Source organism: Streptomyces sp. NPDC111744 (assembly GCF_055634995.1).
Genome location: NZ_JBVKCG010000004.1, coordinates 393,174 through 411,626 on the forward strand (window position 1 = coordinate 393,174; position 18,453 = coordinate 411,626).

Below are 18,453 nucleotides of genomic sequence, written 5' to 3' on the forward strand. Positions count from 1 at the left end.
CGTCTCCCCGTCAGTCCAGCCGGGCGCCGGTGCCGCGCCCCTCATCGGACCGACGGCGGCGCCCCTGCCCCCCTTCGTGCAGCGAGCCGCGACTCCCGCCGCCAACGCCCCCCTGCCGGTGAAGCCGACCGCCGCCCCCACACCCGCTCACCCCGTCCCCCTGCGCCCCCTCACCTCGATCTCCGCCACCACTCCCCTCCCCGTCGCCCCCCTCAACCGCCCCACCACCATCCAGCGCGACGCTCTGCCCACCGCCCTGCCCGTCGACATCCCCACGAGCACCCTGAAAACGGCGCCGGTCACCAGCACGACAATCACCGCCGGCCGCCCCGAGGCTTCCCTCACCCAGGCCGGGAGACAGCCGCCACCTCCTTACGAACCGCCATCCTCGTCCTCCGGCTCCGGTTCCGGCTCGTCCTCCGACGAGCCGCCGCCCGGATACACGGCGGTCGAGGCGGGCGGGTTCGACCCCCGTGCGCTCACCGAGTTCCAGGTGGACGCCCTCGTCCACCGGATCATCGACCGGGTCACCCGGCACGTCCGCACCGAACTCCGCCGCGACCGCGAACGCGTAGGAAAGCTCCGCGACTTCCGGCCCTGACCACGACGACCGCGCACCACCCACAGAAAGGCCCCCGATGGATCGCCAGGACCCGGGAACCACAGTCTGGTTCAGCCTCTCCATCGACGGTGAGGACCTCGGTTACTTCAACGGGTGCGAGGGACTGTCGTCGCAGGTGGAGATCGAGCAGCGGCAGGAGGGCGGGAACAACGGGTTCGTGTGGCAGCTGCCGACCCGTGTCACCTTCTCCCACATCCGGCTGACCCGCCCGCTCACCCCGGACACCTCGAAGGTCGCGAAGTGGATCTCGTCCGTGCAGACGGGGATCGAGCGGCCCACCGGGCAGATCACGGCGCTGCGCGCGGACGGTTCGGAGGTGGCCCGGTGGGGGCTGCTCGACGTGCTGCCGGTGAGCTGGCAGGGGCCGTCCCTGGACGCGGGCAATCCGTCCGTGGCCACGGAGGTCCTGGAGATCGCCCACCACGGCTTCACCGACTGAGCCGACTGAGCTGACTGAGCTGACAGAGCGAGCAGAGCGGACTGAGAGGCAGATCAGATCATGGCCAGGAGCAGCCGGGGCGCCGGCAAGAGCCTCGTGCGGGCCACCCTCGCGATTCATGAACCGCCCGTGGGCACCGGTACCAGCCCGGGCGGCATCATCAAGACGTTCGGCTTCGAGTTCAACCCGGCGGAGCTGTCGATCGCCCGCCGGGCGGACTGGAAGTCGTCGGCGGCGCCGATCGAACGGGACGGCGCGCTGCCGGAGTTCCTCGGCACCCACCCGCGCGAGATGAGCGTGGAGATCTTCCTGGACCGGTCCGACGACCCGGACAGCAACGACGTGATGAAGAAGGTGGAGTCGTTGCTGGCCTGCTGCGAGGTCACCAGCAAGAGCATCGCGGCCAAGCAGCCGTCGCCGCCCTGGGTGGTGTTCCAGTGGGGCTCGTTCTCGACCGCCCACTTCACGGCGTACGTCGCCTCCGTCGATGTCTCCTACTCCCTGTTCGGGACGAGCGGGATGCCGATCCGGGCCAGTTGCCGGCTTCAGCTGCACGAGATCCCGAGCAAGACCGCGGGACAGAACCCGACGTCCGGCGCGCTCACCGCGCAGCGCGTGCACCGGGTCGTCGCCGGGGACTCGCTGCAGTCGCTGGCCTGGCGGGAGTACGGCAACGCGGCCGCCTGGCGGGCGATCGCGGACGCGAACGATATCGACGACCCGGGGTGGCTGCCCGCGGGGACGGAACTGGTGTTGCCCGCCGCCGAGGAGGTGCGGTCCTGATGGTGAAGCACGCTTTCTCGAACGTCGTCAAGGTCGTCATCGGCGGCAAGGAACTGACCGCCACCTCGGAGTACGGGCGGTACCTCGTCGACGCCCACGTGGACCAGGGCGTCGGGGTACCGGCCGCCTTCCAGCTGACCTTCCGCGACCCGTCCCGCAAGCTGCTGGGCAAGCTGGACGTCCAGTTCGGCACCCCGGTGGTGATCACGCCGGTCTCCGACGGTCAGGGCACCGGTGACCCGCTGCTCACCGGCGAGGTCACGGGGATGGAGGCCGAGTACGACGGCACCGGCAGCTATGCGGTGGTCCGGGGCTACGACTACGGGTTCCGGCTGATGCGGCAGCGCCGCGTGGTCGCCTACCGCAACCAGACCGCCTCCGACATCGCCCGCAAGCTGGCCGCGCAGGACGGCGTGCCGATCGGGCGGATCCAGGCCACCAAGACCGTCTACGAGTTCATCAGCCAGTCGAACGTCAGCGACTGGGACTTCCTGGCCCGGCTGGCCGACGAGAACGAGATGGTCATGTCGGTGGACGCCGACGGCAAGTTCCAGTTCGTGAAGCAGAAGAGCGCCTCGGGGGCGCCGTCGCCGCAGACCGACGGCGACAAGAGCCCGTTCGTACTGGAGGCCGGGCACGACATCCTGCGGCTGCGCACCGCGGTCACCGCCTCCGACCAGGTGAACAAGGTCGAGTCGCGCGGCTGGGACGTACGGACGAAGAAGACGCTCACGGCGACCGTGACACCCGCCGCCAACACCGGCTACAGCATCGGCACCACCCCGGGTGACGCGGCCGGCGAGTTCAAGACGTCGAAGCTGGTCGAGACGCGCACGCCGTACGACAAGCAGTCCGAGGTGAAGTACGCGGCCGACGCCCTCTCCGACGACGTCACGTCGACGTTCGCCGAGGTGGAGGTGGTCGTCCGGGGCAACCCGAAGCTGCGGCCGGGGGTTCCGGTGGCGCTCGCGGACGTCGGCGACCCCTTCGAGGGGAAGTACACGGTCACCTCGGTACGGCATGTCTTCGGCGACGCCAAGCACTACGAGACCTGGGTGACGGTCAGCGGCCGGCAGTGGCGGTCGCTGTACGGCGTGGCCTCCGGCGGTGCCTCGGGCGCCGGCGCCGACCGGCAGCTCAGCGTGGCCCAGGCCCTGGTCACCGACGTACAGGACCCACTGCAGCAGGGGCGGGTGAAGCTCAAGTTCCCGTGGCTGGACGACACCTACGTCAGCGACTGGACCCGGACCATGCAGTGGGGCGGGGTGCGCGGCGGCGGGGTCTTCCCGATGGACGTCGGTGACGAGGTGCTCGTCGCCTTCGACCGGGGCGCCCTGGACCACGCGTACGTCATCGGCGGCCTCTACAACGGCAAGGACAAGCCGACCCGGGTCAAGGACGTACCGCTCCACGACGGCATGCGCGGCCGGGCCACCCGCCACACCGTCTCCGACCGGGTCGGCAACCGCATGGACCTGCTCGACCAGCGGGGCCGCAAACAGGGCGTCCGGCTGGCCAGCGGCGACGACAGACTGACCGTCTTCCTGGACCGGCAGAAGACAGAGATCACCGTGGACAGCAAGGGCAGCGTCTCCATCAAGGGCAGCAGGTCGGTGTCGGTCGAGGCCGGCGCCAACCTGTCCCTGAAGGCGGGGGGCGCGCTCAGCCTCAGGAGCGGGGGACCGCTGTCCATCCAGAGCGCGGAACTCGTCGACATCAAGTCCCCGGCGGGCGCGGTCTCCGTGAACGCCGCCGCCGTGAACGTGATGGCCAACGCCGCCCTGTCGCTGCGCGGCAACGCCGCCGTCGCGATCAGCTCCCTCGCCACCGTGGCGATCCAGGCCCCGGAGGTGCCGGTCCTGGGCAACCTGATGATGGGCGGACTGACCGTGATGGTGATCCCGGCATGAGCGGGCGCGAGGTCTTCCCGGAGGGGCGGGTGCGGGGCTGATGGCAGAGCAGTTCGTTGGCTCCGGCTGGTCGTTCCCGTTGCGTATCGGCCCCACCGGTGGCATCGCCCTGGTCAGCGGCGAGAAGGAGGTGGAAGAGGCCATCCGCCTCATCCTTTCCACGGCCCCCGGCGAACGCCCGATGCGGCCGGAGTTCGGCTGCGCCATCCACGACCTCGTCTTCGCCCCCGTCAACGAGCAGACCGCAGGCCGTATCCAGCACGAGGTGTACGTCAGCCTCGACCGCTGGGAGCCCAGGATCGAGGTCGAGGACGTCGAGGTCACCACCGGCGCCGACCCGAGCGTGCTGATGATCGACGTCCGCTACTCGATCCGCGGCACCAACAATCCGCGCAGCCTGGTCTTCCCCTTCTACGTCATCCCCTCCCACGACGAGCCGGACCTGCCTCCCGGCTCCTCGGACTCCTCGGAAAGCGACCGCTGATCCCGATGGCCCTGCCCTCCCCGAACCTCGACGACCGGCGCTTCCAGCAGTTCGTCGACGACGCCAAGCGTTACATCCAGCAGCGCGCCCCGGAGTGGACCGACCACAACGTCTCCGACCCCGGCATCACGCTGGTGGAGACGGTCGCGCACATGGCCGACCAGATCGTGTACCGCCTCAACCGGGTCCCGGAGAAGAACCATCTCGCCTTCCTGGACCTGGTCGGCATCACACTGTTCCCGCCGTCGGCGGCCCGTACGGACGTGACGTTCTGGCTGTCGGCGGCCCAGGAGGATCCGGTTCCGGTGCCGGTCGGCACCGAGGTGGCGACCCGCCGTACCGAGACACAGGAGGCGGTGGTGTTCGCGACCGAACGCGAACTGACCATCGTGCCGAGCGAGTTGCGGCACCTCTTGCGGCAGCAGCACGGCTCGGCCGTCGTCGACCTCACCCACGAACTTGCCGAGGGCAAGGACCTGTTGTGCTTCGCCGAGTCCCCGAACCCCGGTGACTGCATGCTGCTCGGCCTCTCCGCCGCCGTCCCGCACTGCGCGGTCGCCCTCGATCTGGACAGCCGGGTCGACGGTGTCGGCGTGGACCCGCGGCAGCCCCCGCTGGTGTGGGAGGCGTGGACGGAGGACGGCTGGCGGGAGTGCGAGGTCGACCGGGACGGCACGGGTGGCCTCAACCGCCCCGGCGAGGTCGTGCTGCACGTCCCCGGCGGTCACGTCCTGTCCCGCAACGGTGGCCTGGAGGCGAGCTGGCTGCGCTGCCGGGTCACCGAGCCGCGTTCCGACCAGCCCTTCTACACGACTTCTCCGACGGTCCGGTTCGTCGAGGCCTGCACCGTGGGCGGCACGACCGCGGCCGTACACGCGGAGACGGTGGAGGACGAGGCGCTCGGCGAGTCGACGGGCCTGCCCGGCCAGCGGCTGCGGCTGGCCCACGCGCCCGTCGTCGGGGACACCCCGCCGCTCCTCCTCCAGACCGCCGAGCACGACGGCGAGGGCGGCTGGGTGGACTGGCAGGTCGTCCCGCACTTCGCGGCCTCGGGCCCGTACGACCGGCACCTCACCCTCGACGCGACCACCGGCGAGATCGCCTTCGGCCCCGCGGTCCGCGAACCGGACGGCTCACTGCGCCAGTACGGCGCGGTCGCCCCGAAGGGGGCGGTCATCCGGGCCCGCCGCTACCGCACGGGCGGCGGCCGGGACGGCAACGTGGCGCGAGGGGCCGTACAGATTCTGCGCTCCTCCATCCCGTATGTCTCGGAGGTCGTCAACCGGGAGGCCGCGCGCGGGGGAGTGGACGGCGAGACGGTCGCCGAGGCGAAGGTCCGCGCCCCGATCACCCTGCGCGCCCAGGAGCGGGCGGTGACCCTGCGCGACTACGAGGAGCTGGCCCGCCGCGCCGCTCCCGAGACGGCCCGGATCACCTGCCTCGAGGGCGAGGAGGGCGAGCACGGGGCGTACGCGGTACGGGTGCTGGTCGTGCCCCAGGCGGTTCCGGACCCCGGCGGCCGTCTCCGCTTCGAGCAACTCGTCCCCGGCGACGCCCTGTTGGACCGCATCACCCGCCACCTGGACGAACGCCGGCTGATCGGCACCCGGTTGGCCGTCGGGCCGCCGTTCTACCAGGGCGTCACCGTCGTCGCCACCGTCCATGCCTTCCGTGGCGTGGACGTCGACCGGGTCCGCCGTCAGGCCCACGACGCCCTCTACCGCCACCTCGACCCCCTCACCGGCGGCGCGGACGGCAAGGGCTGGCCGTTCGGGCGCCCGGTGCAGTCGGGCGAAATCTTCGCGGTGCTGCAACGCGTCCCCGGCATCGAGCTCGTCGACGAGGTCGTGCTGCACCCCGCCGACCCGCTCAACGGCAAGCGCGGCGACCCCACCGACCGTATCGACCTGGACGCCCCGTCCCTGGTCTTCTCCTACGACCACCGGGTCCGGGTGATCGGCGAATGACCGTCAAGGAATCGACAGGAGACGTCCGTTGAGAGGTTCCATCGACGGCCTCGGCTCCTCCGCCCCCATCGGCGCGATGCTCCCGGCGGTCTTCGCCGACGACGACCTCGCGCTGCGCTTCGTAGCCGGCCTGGACGACGTGATCGCCCCGATCCCGAACGCCCTCGACTGCCTGCCCAGCTACTTCGACCCGGCCCTGGCCCCGCTGGACTTCGCGGAATGGCTCGGCACGTGGGTCGGCGCGGAGACGGACGGCACGGAAGCGGAACCCCTGCTGCGCGCGGCCGTGGCGGCAGCCGCGCATCTGCACCGCATCCGGGGCACCCGCCGAGGTCTCTCCGAAACGGTCCGGCTGGCCTTCGGCGTGACACCGGAGATCACGGAGAGCGGCGGCGCCGACTGGAGCGCCCGCCCGCTGGGCCCCGTCCCAGGGGAACCCCGCCCCCGCCTGCACGTCCACCTCACGCTCCCCTCCCCCACTCCGGCCGACGAGGTCCGCCTGGAACACCTCGTGGCCGCAGCCCGCCCCGCTCATATGCCCTACACGGTCCAGGTGACCGCTTCTTCTTCGTCCGCCGAAAGGACCCCGCAGCGATGACGACCAACCGGAACTGCACGGAGTGCGGCACGGTCGCGGAACCGGGCCAGTCCTTCTGCGACGCGTGCGGCTCGGTACTGAGCTGGGCGGCGACGGGGGGCGAGCCCCAACAGCCCGCCACCCTTGCACCGACCCCGACCCCGACCCCGACCCCGACCCCGGCTTCGGCACCGACTCCGGCCCCGGCTTCGGCACCGACTCCGGCCCCGGGTTCGGCGTCCGCACCTGGTTCGGCCGCCCCGGGCTGGGACGCCTTCACTCGCAGTGACGGCGTCACGGGCTTGGCCTCCGCCCAGCGGGACCTACGAGGAACGGCAACGACAGCGCCCCTTCAGGGGCGCGGGGCTGATTCGGATGTGCGGCTACCGCCGCGTGAGCGCGACCAGCCCCCACTGCCCGCCACCACACCCACGGCCGAAACCACCCCCATCCCCGCACCCACGTCCACCTCTGCACCCACCCCCACTCCACAAGCCCCCGACGCCCCCCAGCCCCCGCAGGGACCCGCCGAAGGCGACCACGACCGAGCCCGCCGCCTGCTCATCCCCGTAACGGACCCGAACCCCCCTGCCCCGGCGCCCCCTTCCATCACCCCCGTACTCCCCGGCCGCCCCACCCCCCAGCGCCCGCAGGCCGTCCGCGCCCCCGGCGAAGACCTCGGCGCCCACGGCGGCACCCCCTGCCCCTGGTGCGCCACCCCCAACCGCCCCGACCGCCACTTCTGCACCCGCTGCGCCATGCCCATGGCCGGCAACGGCCACACCGACCCTGCGGCCCGCCGCCCCTGGTGGCGCCGCATCTTCGACTTCCGCAACCGCGAGACCCCCTGGGCCGGCGACCGCCCCCGCCTCCGCCGCACCTTCGACCGCGTGCTGAGCTGGATCGTCGCGGCCGTCGTCATCGCCCTCGTCACGGTCCTGGTGATCAACATCCCGAACGCGGTGAGCGCCACCCGCGACCACTTCGCCAAGCGCGCCCAGGTCTCCCCGGACAAGGTCAGCGCGTCCCGCTCGTACGCCGGTCACAAGCCGGACCTCGTCTTCGACAAGCTGAACAACACCTGGTGGGGCCCCGGCGTCGTCCAGGGCGGCGAGGGCGAGTGGCTCGAGGCCCGCTTCAACGAACCGACCCCCCTGCTGAACGTCGTCATCACCTCCGGCGAGTCGACCCACTTCGACCAGCTGAAGAAGTCGGCGCTGCCGCACCGGATGAAGGCGACCATCAAGACGTCCGACGGCAAGACGGAGACCCGGGAGATCACCCTCGACCAGACGGCCGGCGGCCAGACCCGCGACTTCCGCGCGAAGAACGTCATTTCCGTCCGCTTCACGATCGAGTCGGCGTACCAGGAATCGAGCCGCACCCAAGTGGCCATCGCGGAGATCGAGTTCTTCGGCCCGTCGAGTGCGAACTCCTCCTGAAGGGATGACGCAGGGCAACGGAGGCCTCACCGGGTTCACGGTGATGCAAGAATCCGGCCATGGACAGGGACGACGCAGGGAGGAGACGCACCGCGCGCAAGAGCTGGCGCGACGTACCGCTGACACCCGTGGCCTTCTTGATGGTCGGCAACACGCTGCTCAAGTTCCTCGGCGCCCTGCTCTTCCTCGCCTTCGCCCTCGCCTCGGGGTCCGGATTCTCCGCCGGGAAGCTGCTGGACGCCGTGATCGACCTAGTGGGGGGCCTTCTGTTCTCCTGCTTGTTCCTCTGGCTCTTCGCCCGCCTCAGATCGAGGAAGCGCGGGCCCAGCGCGCAGGGCTGAAGATCACTACTTCCTTATCAGGGACCGGTAGACGGCCGTGGACCGGGGGTTGTCGCGGCAGCGCCACACCCCGTGCGGGCAGTAGTCGGTGATCGTCTGGTAGACGGGCCTGTTGCTCGCGAACCACTCCAGCATGCCTCGCAGATACGCCGGATCGTCGCCGTTCTCGTACAGCCCCCACTCGGGATAGGAGACCGGTTTCCCGTGGGCGCGGGCGAACTCCACCTGCGCCCGCAGCCCGTACGGCTCCGCGACCTGCTCCGCGAAGGACGTCCCGCGCGGGGAGTCGTAGGCGTCCATGCCGATGACGTCCACGAACCGGTCCCCCGGATAGCACCGGGTCCAGGGGATCGCGTCCCGCCCCCGGTTGGGCGCGAAGTCGAACCGGAACCGCTGGCCCGGCACCGACCGCATCGCCGTGACGATCCGCACCCAGTACGCCTTCCAGGCGGCCGGGTCCGGCCCGCAGCGGTGGGTGTACGTCACCCCGTTCATCTCCCAGCCGAGCACGACGACGGTGTCCGGGGCGCCGACCGCCACCAGCCGCCGGGCCAGCGCCCGGAAGTGGCCGTCGTACACCCCGCCTGCCCCGAGGCGCAGTCGGCGTCGCACTTCGGCGTCGGGCAGATGGTCCTCGGTCCGTTCCAGCATCGGCACGTTGAGCACGAGCAGCCGGTCCCGCTCGGCCCGCCGCCACCGTGCCCACAGCCGTACGAAGTCCGGGGCGCCCTCGACGTTCCGCCACACGTCACCGGGCAGATAGGTGTGTCCGACCCGGGGTTCGTCGGGTCCGAGCCAGGCGCCCAGGTCGCTCACCCGCCGTACCCCTTCGGCGCCATAACCGACGTACGCCCCGAAGGGGCCGGGCGCGGCGGAGGGGCGGGGGGTCTCCGGCCGGGAGACGGGGAGCAGGAGGAGGGTGACCATCGCGAGGACGAGGGCGAACCTCAGACGAGCCATGGGGTGCAGTCTGGCCGTTCCGGGGCGGCGGTGTGCGCCGTGCGGACATCTTCGAACTTTGTGCGAAGCGGGCGGCCCCGGCGGGGCGCTGGTGGAGCCGGTCGGCCAGCCCGACCCGCTCGGTCAGGGTGCGGATCCAGTCCCGGTCGGGACGGCGGCCGGCGGCTCACCCTGACCGTCACCGACGACGGCCGGGGCGGCGCCGACTCGGCCGGCGGCTCCGGGCTGACCGGCATCCGCCGCCGGGTCGCGGCGCACGACGGCACCCTCCGCCTGACCAGCCCGGCAGGCGGCCCGACCACCCTGGAAGTGGAACTGCCCTGTGGAACCCGACGTCGTGCACAACGCGGAGCGCGTCCTGCGGATCGTGATGGCCGAGGACGACCCGCTGCTCCGTGAGGGCCTCGCCCTGCTGCTGCGCGCCGAGGGCCTCGACATGGCGGCCACCAGCGGAACGGCCGACGACGCCCTGGCCGCCATCGACACCCACCGCCCGGACATCGCCATCCCCGACGTCAGGATGCCGCCCACCCACACCGACGAGGGGATCCGCGCAGCTGTGGAGGCCCGGCGCCGCCACCCCGGCCTCGCCGTGCTCGTCCTGTCGGCGTACGTCGAGCGGAGCTTCGCCACCCAGCTGCTCACCGGCAGGGTCGGCGGTCTGGGCTATCTGCTGAAGGAACGGGTGGGCCGGGTCGAGGAGTTCCTCGACGCGCTGCACCGGGTGGCGGACGGCGGTACCGCGATCGGCCCCGAGGTCGTCGCCCAGCTCTTCACCCGCTCCCGCCAGGACACCCGCCTGGAACGGCTGAGCCCGCGCGAACGCGACGTACTCCCCCTGGTGGCCGAGGGCCTCGGCCACTCCGCGATCGCCGAACGCCTCGTCGTCACCGACGGCGCCGTGCACAAGCACATCCGGAGCGTCTTCGCCAAGCTCGACCTGTCCCCGGCCCACCGGGTGGACCGCGGGTCGCGGCGGTCCTGCACTGTCTGGAGGACGCCAGGATCAGGTCCCGCTGACGTCCGTCACACCCGGACGCCGAACATGAACGGCCCGCCGATGGTGCTCATCGACTCGTAACGGACGACCGTGCCGGTGCGCGGGGCGTGCAGGATCTGCCCGTTGCCCGCGTACAGGCCGACGTGGTGCAGGTCGTTGAAGAAGAAGACCAGGTCGCCGACCTGGAGGTCGGACGTCGAGTAGATCCTGGTGCCGATCGTCGTCTGCGACTCGGAGGTACGCGGGATGGAGACCCCGGCCTGCGCGTAGGCCCAGGAGGTCAGGCCCGAGCAGTCGAAGGAGGACGGGCCGGTGGCGCCGTAGACGTACGGCGTGCCCAGTCTGGTCTTGGCGGCGGCGAAGGCGGCCGCGGCCCGGCCGGTGGCGGAGGTGTCGTCGCCCAGGTCCACCCGCTCGCTGGACGAACGGCTGGCGCGGTCCTGCTCCGCGGCGAGCGCTGCCTTCTCGGCGGCGGTGAGGCTGTTGAGCAGCTTCTGCGCCTCGGCCAGCTTGGCCTGAACTTCCCTCTTCTTCGCCCCGAGTTCGGTGCGGGTGGCGGCCAGGTCCTTGAGCTTGCCGGTGGCTTCCGCCCGCTCCTGGGCCAGCTCACGCTGCTTGGCCTGGATCTTCTTCAGCGACTCGACCTGCTGGCCGCTCAGCTGGTCCAGCGTGGCCGCCTTGTCCAGATAGTCGTCCGGGTCGGCGGAGAGGAACAGCTGGAGGGACGGGTCGAGGCCGCCGCTGCGGTACTGGGCGGTGGCCATGCCGCCGATGCCGTCCCGCAGTGCGTTGAGCTCGTCCTGACCGCGCGCGACCGAGTCCTGCAGCGCGGATATCTGCTTCTGGAGCTTCTCCTGCTTCTCCTTGGCCCCGTTGAACTTCTCGGTGGCCTGCTCGGCCTCCTCGTACAGCTTGTCCACCCGGGACTTCACCTCGTCCTTGCCCGGCTTCTCGCCGGGCGCGGCGTCGGCCGCCTGCGAGGAGAGGGCCATGGCGGCAGCGGCGGCGGTGGTGAGCACGGTGACGCGAGCACGGCTCGGCTGCTTGGGACGACGGTGGAACGCCACGGAGGCGAGCTCCTTCCGAGCGAAGAGTCGAGCGAAGGATCAACTTGTAGTACGGATCCCAGACAGTAATGACTCTCTTATGTTCAGTTCAAATCTCCGCATGGAAAAGATCCGGCCACCGGCTGCCAACTGGCGTTCTCCACCGATCGGGTTGAGGGTGCCGCGCCGGCGATTGTAAGGAACCTTGACAGTAAATTGGTCTAGTCCAAATATGGGCGTCCATGAGACGCACTCGTGCCCTGCACGCCGCCCTGACCGCAACCGCCCTGTCCACCGCGCTCGTTGCGCTCGGGTCAGGCGCCGCGCACGCCTCCCCGCACCCCGCCGTGAAGCCCATGCCCGCGCGGGTCGCGGCACCCTACGTCGAGGCCTGGACCGGCCAGAGCCCCGCCGCGCTCGCCGCCGAGTCCGGAAACAAGTACCTCACCCTGGCCTTCCTCCAGACGCCCAACGCGGGTTCCTGCACCGCCGACTGGAACGGCGACACCACCCAGCCCATCTCCGGGTCGACCTTCGGCGCCGACATCGCCACCCTCCAGTCCCGCGGCGGCAACGCCATCCCCTCCTTCGGCGGCTACGGCGCCGACACCACCGGCACCGAACTCGCCGACAGCTGCACCGACGTGGACGCCATCGCCGGGGTGTACGAGAAGCTCGTCACGACGTACGGCATCTCCCGCATCGACCTCGACATCGAGGCCGACTCCCTCGCCGACACCGCGGGAATCGACCGCCGCAACCAGGCGATCGCCAAGGCGGAGCACTGGGCCGACCGCACTGGCCACCCGCTCCAGTTCTCCTACACCCTGCCGACCACGACCAAGGGCCTGGAGGCCAACGGCCTGGCCGTCCTCCAGAACGCCGTCGCCCACCACGCGCGCGTGGACGTCGTCAACATCATGACCTTCGACTACTACGACGGCGCCACCCACGACATGGCCGCCGACACCACGACCGCGGCCGACGGCCTGCACGCCCAACTCGCCGCCCTCTACCCGTACAAGAGCTCCAAGGAGCTGTGGGGCATGGTCGGCGTCACCGAGATGCCCGGCATCGACGACTACGGCCCCGAGGAGACCTTCACCACCCAGAACGCCGTACAGGTCGAGCACTGGGCCGCCGCCCGGGGCATCGACACCCTCTCCTTCTGGGCCCTCCAGCGCGACAACGGCGGCTGCGTCGGCACCGGCGGCTCCAACTCCTGCTCCGGGATCGCCCAGGACACCTGGTACTTCAGCCACACCTTCGCCCACTTCGCGGGTCGCCGGCCGTAGGGCCGCAGCCACCTCGGAGTTCACCGAAATCCCGTACAACCCAGCGCCGTCCCCAGGGGTCTTCGCAGTAGCACCGGCACCATCCGCACTCATCCACGACTCATCCATGTCTCGTCCACGGGGGACCCCTTGCGCACGCGCACCGTTCTGCTCGCCGCCGCGCTCCCCGCCTCGGGGCGGACGCCGCCGGCGCTCACCGCGCCGGCGGCCGAGGCCACCGCGAAGTTCCCGGACGACCTCAACGGCGACGGCCACCGCGACCTCGTCCTCGGCGACAGGTCGGCCACCGTGGGCGGCAGGAAGCAGGCCGGCGCCGTGGTCGTCGTCCGGGGCACGGCACACGGCCCCACCCGCGACGGCCGGGCCGAACTCCTTGCCAGGGCCGACGAGAAGGGCCGCCTCCACTACCTCCCCGGCACCGCGACCGGCCCCACCGGCACCGGCCCCCTGCACACGGGCCAGCGGCTGGGCCCGGGCACCCGCCCCTGCTTCGGCGCGGTCCTGGCCGACTGACCCACAGCTTTCGATGGCTTCCAAGTTTTGCCAGGTCATGACATGCGACGGGTTTACGGCGAACACCCCCGTGACCGAGGGTCGTTGTCATCCGCCCGGCCTCCGCACACAGGTAAACCAGTTTCCCCGGAGCTCCATGCGCCTCAAGCAGGTCTCGCTCTCGACGGCGATATCCATCGTCGTCGGGCTGACCACCGCCACCGTCGGCTTCACCGCACCTGCCGCCTCGGCAGACAGCACTGCGGCACTCCCGCTGTCGCATTACGCGCACATGGTGGCCGACCCCGCCCACCAGCACCTCTTCTTCAGCCAGGGCACCGGTACGACCGGCATCCTGGTCACAGACCTGTCCGGCAACCCCGTCACCACCATCGCGGACGAGCAGGGTGCCACGGGGCTCGCGCTGTCCGCCGACGGCTCCACCCTCTACGCGGCCCTCGCCGACGGTGACGCGGTCGCCGCCATCGACACCGCGACCCTGACGGAGACCGCCCGCTACGCGACCGGTACCGGCAGCGCGCCCGTCTCCGTCGCCGTGGCGGGCGACAAGGTCTGGTACGGCTACGAAACGGCCGACGGCAAGGGTGCGATCGGCTCCGTCGACGCCTCCGGTACGGTGTCCACGCCCACCCTGTCCCACTGGTCGGTCCCGCCGCTGCTGGCGGCCGGCGGCGGAGTGCTCGCCGCCGAGGAGCCGCTGAACAGCCTCAGCCACGTGGCGACCTTCGACGTCTCCTCGGGCACGGCGACCGCCAAGGCCGACACGGACGTCTACGGCGGCACCGCGACCGGGCTCCAGGTCACCTCCGACGGTGCCAAGGTCCTGCTCGCCGCCACCCAGCAGCCCGCCCTAGAGATCTACCGCACCTCGGACCTGCTGCGCGCCAACCCCGCCCCGTACTACACCGGCGCCGTGGGCCCGGCCTCGCTCGCGATCGACACCGACGGCACGATCGCCTCGGCCAGCACCGCGGGCCTCTACCTCTACGCCGGTTCCACCCTGGCGGAGAACCACGTCACCTTCCCCTCCGGCACCACCGTCGCCCCGGACGGCCTGGCGTGGGGCGGAGACGGCACCACCCTCTACGCCGTCACCAAGGACTCCTCCGGCGCCTACACCCTCGACGTGCTCGGCTCCGCGAAGCTCAGCGACACCACCCTCACCCTGAACCCGCCCCAGTACGCGGTCCCCACCCAGCAGTTCACCTTCACCGGCGCCCTCGCCACCAAGGGCTTCCTCCCGGCCGGGGCCGCCCTCCAGGTCACCCGCGACGGCGAGGCCCTGCCCGACGCCACGGTCGGCGCCGACGGCACGTTCAGCGTCAGCGACACCAGGCAGGACGCGGGCACGTACACCTACCGGGTGTCGTACGCCGGAGACGCCACCCACCGCCCCGCGACGGCGGACCTGAAGGTGTACGTGGCACGGCTGCCCACGACCGTCGAGGCCCCGGAGATCGACTCGGCGAGCCCGCACTCGGTCGTCATCAAGGGCACGCTCACCGCCGAACTGGGCTTCGGCACCTTCCCGCAGGGCACCACGATCGACGTGTCCCGCATCAACGAGGACACCCACGAGACGGTCCAGCTCCCCTCGGTGACCGTCGACCCGGCCACCGACGAGTTCACGGTGACCGACGCGCCGGAGGCTGCCGGGTGGTTCACCTACCACCTCTCCTACGCGGGTGACGCCACTCACGAGCCGAGCGCCGACGACCCGAGCCTGACGGTCTCCGCCTACGCCCCGGCCCTCACCCTGAAGGCCCCCGCCACCGCCACCCGCGCCACGGCCCTCTCCTTCAGCGGCAAACTCGGCGACGCGCCCTACCCCGCCGGCGAGACGGTCACCGTCACCCGCACCGACGCCGCAAACACCACGACCCCGGCGACCTGGACCGCGCCCGTCGCGGCCGACGGCACGATCACGGTCAAGGACACCCCGGCCGTCGGCGGCGCCGACACCTACACCGTGAGCTACCCGGGCGACGCGGCCCACCAGGCGGCCACCGCCTCGGCGATCGTCCAGGTGTCCCGCGCCAAGTCGACGGTCACGGTCACCACGGACAAGTCGACGTACGCCTACGACGCGACGGCGACCGTCACCGCCCACCTCGGCGCGACGTACAACGGCCGTACGCTCTCGGTCTACGCCACGCCCGCCGGCGGCAAGAAGACGCTGCTGAAGACCGGCACCGTGGACAGCAAGGGCAACCTGAAGACGACGTACAAGCCCACCCGCAACACCGTCTACACGGCGTCCTTCGCGGGCGACTACCGCTACGCCCCCGCCACGGCCACCCACTCCGCCGCCACCCAGGTGAAGATCGCGGAGAAGCTGGGCGGCTACGACACCAGCACCACCTACAGCGGGGTCACCTACCGCGTCTACCACCACACCGTTCAGCCGCAGGTGGTGGGCACGGTGACGCCGGACAAGTCCGGGCAGTGCATGAAGTTCCAGGCCCAGGAGTACTACAGCGGCGCCTGGCACACCATCGGCACGTCGTCCTGCTTCTCGATGGCGCCGGGAAGCACCGGCGTGACCCACCTGGCCCTCACCCACGCGGTGAACCAGCGGTTCCGGGTGCGGACGGAGTACGTCCACAGCACCAAGGACACGAGCAACGCGGACACCTGGGGCGGCTGGCTGTACCTGACGGTACGGAACTGAGCCCCGCGCACCGCACGACCCGGCCCGGGTGTCCACACCCTGTGGACACCCGGGCCGAGTCGTGTGCGGAGGGGGCTACGGGTTGACGACGGTCCCGCCGAAGGTGACGTTCAGCTTGCCGGACGAGGCGAAGGACCAGCCGAGGGTGCCCGCGTAGGAGGCGCACCGGGAGCCGTTGGTGCCCGTCCAGAACTGGTTGGAGCTGTCGGTGTTGCCGACGGTCTTGTCGTTGGAGCCGTCGACGGCGAACCGGCACGAGGTGTCGGTGCGGAACACCGACGTACCCTTGTCGAAGGAGAAGTTGCGCTCGGCGTTGTCGATGCCCACGTTGTTGGAGACGGTCATCGTGCCGGGATTGCTGTTGTAGGTGAACCCGTGGTGCCCGTTGCCGTAGGCGATGTCGTGCTGCACCACGTGGTTGACGGCGATGTCGTCGCCGCCGAGCTTGTAGCCGTTGCGGTCGCCGTTCCCGCTCTGGCTGCCGTCGCTGAGCGTCCCGTTGCCGTAGGAGAGCGAGTACTCGATGGTGACCGGCCCGATCGCCCCGGTGTCGGTCTTGGTGTAGAGATCCCAGCCGTCGTCGATGTTGTGGTGCGAGACGTCGTACCGGAAGACGTTCCCGGTCCCGGTGGTCAGCTTGCTGGCGAACCCGTCCGCGTCCTCCCCGTCGCTGTCGGCGTTGTCGTGCGACTCCGAGCTGACGACCAGGTTGTTGGCGGGCCACTGGCTGCTGGGCGTGCTGGAGGAGATCCGTCCGAGTTGCAGCCCGGTGTCGTGGTTGTACGCGGTGACGGCACGCTCGATGACGTTGTCGCTGCCGCCGACGTAGATGCCGTTGTCACCGGCGTGCTCGACGGTGAGGCCGTACAGGTGCCAGTAGTTGGCGTACAGCTGGATGCCCCGGTTGGCGGAACTCTCGCTCTGCGCCGAGAAGTTGAGCACCGGCTTCTCGCCCGGGTAGGCGGAGAGGGTGGTGAGGGCGCCGGAGGTGCCGTTGGAGCCGGCCGGGACGGTCACGGTCGAGGAGTAGTTGTAGGTCCCGCCGCGCAGGTAGATCGTGCCGCCGGAGGCGATACGGCCGATCGCCGAGGTGAGCGTGGTCGGCGCCGACTGGGTGCCGGCCGCACTGTCGGTGCCGCTCGGCGACACGTACAGCACGGTGGACGCGGCCTGCGCGGGGGTGCCGGACAGTGCGACGAGCGTGCCGGCGAGGAGGCCGACGGACGCGATGACTGGTCTCACATGCATCGTTCGTCTCCGTTCGGGTTCAGGGGTGTGACCGGACGTGCGGGAGAGATAGAGACGGAAAGCGCTTTCTCTGCGAAGCTAGAGATGATGTCGCGGACGCGTCAAGGGCCATGTATGTAAAGTCTGTTCAGACATGTGATCGCCGGTGATGTGAAGGTGCTTATTTCGATGGCGATCGGAATGGCTGTCGCTGACCCTCGGTTGCGCCTGATATGAACGAGACCATGGACAAGACGGACAGGATCGACCTGGGTGCCTTCGGCGTGTGGCGCCTGGCGAACACCGAGCCCGAACTCGCCGTCGAGCTGGAACGCCTGGGCTACGGCACGCTGTGGCTCGGCAACGTGACCGACCCCGACCTGACCGTGGTCGAGCGGCTGCTCGACGCCACCGAGACCCTGGTCGTCGCCACCGGCATCGTGAACATCTGGGCCAACCCGGCCGACGGGGTCGCGCGTTCGTACCGCCGTATCGCCGAGCGCCACGCGGACCGCTTCCTGCTGGGCATCGGCGCGGGTCACCCGGAGGCGAACAAGGAGTTCGTACGGCCGTACCAGGCCCTGAACGACTACCTGGACGTCCTCGACGAGGCCGGCGTCCCGGTGGCGCGCCGCGCCCTGGCAGCCCTCGGCCCCCGGGTACTGCGCCTGGCCCGCGATCGCGCGGCGGCCGCGCACCCCTACCTCGTCACCCCGGACCACACCCGCCAGGCACGCCAGATCCTCGGCACCGGACCGATCCTGGCCCCCGAGCAGAAGGTGGTCCTGGAGACGGACCGCTCCCGGGCCCGCGCCATCGGCGACGCCACCCTGGGCTTCTACCTGAACCGGACCAACTACCTCAGCAACCTCCGCCGGCTGGGCTTCGACGACACCGACTTCGCGGACGGCGGCAGCGACCGCCTCTTCGACGCGCTGATCCTGCACGGCGAGACGTCCCGGGTGGTGGAGGGCGTCCGCGCCCACCAGGAGGCGGGCGCCGACCATGTGGCGCTCCAGCTACTGCACCCCGAGGACACCGACCCGTTGCCGGGGTACCGGGCGCTGGCGGAGGCGCTGGGGCTGGCGGGCTGACCGAGTCGGAGCGTGCGACGCGCGGCGGTTGGTCGCGGCGGCGTACCACCGCTCGGGTGTTGGCGCTGCGCTCGCGGACCGT

At 70.9% G+C, this 18,453-nt stretch carries 16 protein-coding genes and 2 pseudogenes; 15 read left to right on the plus strand and 3 right to left on the minus strand.

Features of this window, described 5'->3' with window-relative positions; genetic code table 11:
• From ACZ7OO_RS11990 to ACZ7OO_RS12030, 9 genes are all read left to right on the plus strand, one after another.
• A partial coding sequence (locus ACZ7OO_RS11990) for a hypothetical protein (protein WP_471503981.1) occupies positions 1-601 on the plus strand: 601 nt, incomplete at its 5' end.
• 37 nt (positions 602-638) lie between these two features.
• Positions 639-1,061 (plus strand): phage tail protein, encoded by a 423-nt coding sequence (locus ACZ7OO_RS11995; protein WP_093500599.1) that lies wholly within the window; start codon positions 639-641, stop codon positions 1,059-1,061.
• Positions 1,062-1,121: 60 nt separating this feature from the next.
• Complete coding sequence (locus tag ACZ7OO_RS12000; protein ID WP_471503983.1) at positions 1,122-1,844, plus strand: CIS tube protein; 723 nt, start codon at positions 1,122-1,124, stop codon at positions 1,842-1,844.
• Positions 1,844-3,754 carry a VgrG-related protein gene (locus ACZ7OO_RS12005; RefSeq protein WP_471503985.1) on the plus strand — a complete coding sequence of 637 codons (1,911 nt, stop codon included), beginning with the start codon at positions 1,844-1,846 and terminating at the stop codon, positions 3,752-3,754. The genes ACZ7OO_RS12000 and ACZ7OO_RS12005 overlap by 1 nt, the downstream gene beginning before the upstream one ends.
• 40 nt (positions 3,755-3,794) lie before the next feature.
• Positions 3,795-4,238 (plus strand): GPW/gp25 family protein, encoded by a 444-nt coding sequence (locus ACZ7OO_RS12010; protein WP_352221522.1) that lies wholly within the window; start codon positions 3,795-3,797, stop codon positions 4,236-4,238.
• A 5-nt stretch (positions 4,239-4,243) separates the two neighbouring features.
• Positions 4,244-6,205: a putative baseplate assembly protein gene (locus ACZ7OO_RS12015; protein ID WP_471503987.1), complete on the plus strand. Its 1,962-nt coding sequence runs from the start codon at positions 4,244-4,246 to the stop codon at positions 6,203-6,205.
• Positions 6,206-6,233: 28 nt separating this feature from the next.
• Positions 6,234-6,803, plus strand: coding sequence for a phage tail protein (locus ACZ7OO_RS12020; protein WP_471503989.1), 570 nt, complete (start codon positions 6,234-6,236; stop codon positions 6,801-6,803).
• On the plus strand, positions 6,800-8,224 hold the full coding sequence (locus ACZ7OO_RS12025; protein ID WP_471503991.1) for a zinc ribbon domain-containing protein: 1,425 nt from the start codon (positions 6,800-6,802) through the stop codon (positions 8,222-8,224). The genes ACZ7OO_RS12020 and ACZ7OO_RS12025 overlap by 4 nt, the downstream gene beginning before the upstream one ends.
• A 59-nt stretch (positions 8,225-8,283) precedes the next feature.
• Positions 8,284-8,565 carry a hypothetical protein gene (locus ACZ7OO_RS12030; protein ID WP_471503993.1) on the plus strand — a complete coding sequence of 94 codons (282 nt, stop codon included), beginning with the start codon at positions 8,284-8,286 and terminating at the stop codon, positions 8,563-8,565.
• Positions 8,566-8,571: 6 nt separating this feature from the next.
• Here the strand turns inward: ACZ7OO_RS12030 and ACZ7OO_RS12035 are convergent, their stop codons facing one another.
• Complete coding sequence (locus tag ACZ7OO_RS12035; protein ID WP_471503995.1) at positions 8,572-9,525, minus strand: glycoside hydrolase family 26 protein; 954 nt, start codon at positions 9,523-9,525, stop codon at positions 8,572-8,574.
• A gap of 162 nt (positions 9,526-9,687) precedes the next feature.
• Here ACZ7OO_RS12035 and ACZ7OO_RS12040 point away from each other — a divergent pair.
• Together ACZ7OO_RS12040 and ACZ7OO_RS12045 are read left to right on the plus strand one after the other, a co-directional pair.
• A pseudogene (locus tag ACZ7OO_RS12040) lies at positions 9,688-9,855 on the plus strand (sensor histidine kinase); the annotation flags it as partial.
• Between the two features lie 28 nt (positions 9,856-9,883).
• Positions 9,884-10,545, plus strand: a pseudogene (locus ACZ7OO_RS12045) (response regulator).
• A 6-nt stretch (positions 10,546-10,551) separates the two neighbouring features.
• Here the strand turns inward: ACZ7OO_RS12045 and ACZ7OO_RS12050 are convergent.
• Positions 10,552-11,592, minus strand: a complete 1,041-nt coding sequence (locus ACZ7OO_RS12050) for a C40 family peptidase (protein WP_471503997.1) — start codon at positions 11,590-11,592, stop codon at positions 10,552-10,554.
• A 221-nt stretch (positions 11,593-11,813) separates the two neighbouring features.
• On the opposite strand from ACZ7OO_RS12050, the gene ACZ7OO_RS12055 reads away from it, so the two are divergent.
• From ACZ7OO_RS12055 to ACZ7OO_RS12065, 3 genes are all read left to right on the plus strand, one after another.
• A complete protein-coding gene (locus tag ACZ7OO_RS12055) occupies positions 11,814-12,866 on the plus strand; it encodes a chitinase (protein ID WP_471503999.1) in 1,053 nt (350 codons plus the stop codon).
• A gap of 129 nt (positions 12,867-12,995) precedes the next feature.
• Positions 12,996-13,379 (plus strand): hypothetical protein, encoded by a 384-nt coding sequence (locus ACZ7OO_RS12060; RefSeq protein WP_471504001.1) that lies wholly within the window; start codon positions 12,996-12,998, stop codon positions 13,377-13,379.
• 136 nt (positions 13,380-13,515) lie between these two features.
• The gene (locus tag ACZ7OO_RS12065; RefSeq protein WP_471504003.1) at positions 13,516-16,050 is read left to right on the plus strand and encodes a hypothetical protein; all 2,535 of its coding nucleotides are present in this window, start codon (positions 13,516-13,518) and stop codon (positions 16,048-16,050) included.
• Between the two features lie 75 nt (positions 16,051-16,125).
• Here the strand turns inward: ACZ7OO_RS12065 and ACZ7OO_RS12070 are convergent, their stop codons facing one another.
• Positions 16,126-17,298 carry a right-handed parallel beta-helix repeat-containing protein gene (locus ACZ7OO_RS12070; RefSeq protein WP_471504005.1) on the minus strand — a complete coding sequence of 391 codons (1,173 nt, stop codon included), beginning with the start codon at positions 17,296-17,298 and terminating at the stop codon, positions 16,126-16,128.
• 224 nt (positions 17,299-17,522) lie between these two features.
• On the opposite strand from ACZ7OO_RS12070, the gene ACZ7OO_RS12075 reads away from it, so the two are divergent.
• Positions 17,523-18,371: an LLM class F420-dependent oxidoreductase gene (locus ACZ7OO_RS12075; RefSeq protein WP_471504007.1), complete on the plus strand. Its 849-nt coding sequence runs from the start codon at positions 17,523-17,525 to the stop codon at positions 18,369-18,371.
• Positions 18,372-18,453: the final 82 nt, after the last annotated feature.

Bases quoted from the DNA above. Each gene is read 5' to 3' on its own strand.
- ACZ7OO_RS11995 (WP_093500599.1), top strand. From the start codon at position 639: ATGGATCGCCAGGACCCGGGAACCACAGTCTGGTTCAGCCTCTCCATC.
- ACZ7OO_RS12000 (WP_471503983.1), top strand. From the start codon at position 1,122: ATGGCCAGGAGCAGCCGGGGCGCCGGCAAGAGCCTCGTGCGGGCCACC.
- ACZ7OO_RS12005 (WP_471503985.1), top strand. From the start codon at position 1,844: ATGGTGAAGCACGCTTTCTCGAACGTCGTCAAGGTCGTCATCGGCGGC.
- ACZ7OO_RS12010 (WP_352221522.1), top strand. From the start codon at position 3,795: ATGGCAGAGCAGTTCGTTGGCTCCGGCTGGTCGTTCCCGTTGCGTATC.
- ACZ7OO_RS12015 (WP_471503987.1), top strand. From the start codon at position 4,244: ATGGCCCTGCCCTCCCCGAACCTCGACGACCGGCGCTTCCAGCAGTTC.
- ACZ7OO_RS12025 (WP_471503991.1), top strand. From the start codon at position 6,800: ATGACGACCAACCGGAACTGCACGGAGTGCGGCACGGTCGCGGAACCG.
- ACZ7OO_RS12030 (WP_471503993.1), top strand. From the start codon at position 8,284: ATGGACAGGGACGACGCAGGGAGGAGACGCACCGCGCGCAAGAGCTGG.
- ACZ7OO_RS12035 (WP_471503995.1), bottom strand. From the start codon at position 9,525: ATGGCTCGTCTGAGGTTCGCCCTCGTCCTCGCGATGGTCACCCTCCTC.
- ACZ7OO_RS12055 (WP_471503999.1), top strand. From the start codon at position 11,814: ATGAGACGCACTCGTGCCCTGCACGCCGCCCTGACCGCAACCGCCCTG.
- ACZ7OO_RS12065 (WP_471504003.1), top strand. From the start codon at position 13,516: ATGCGCCTCAAGCAGGTCTCGCTCTCGACGGCGATATCCATCGTCGTC.
- ACZ7OO_RS12070 (WP_471504005.1), bottom strand. From the start codon at position 17,298: ATGCATGTGAGACCAGTCATCGCGTCCGTCGGCCTCCTCGCCGGCACG.
- ACZ7OO_RS12075 (WP_471504007.1), top strand. From the start codon at position 17,523: ATGGACAAGACGGACAGGATCGACCTGGGTGCCTTCGGCGTGTGGCGC.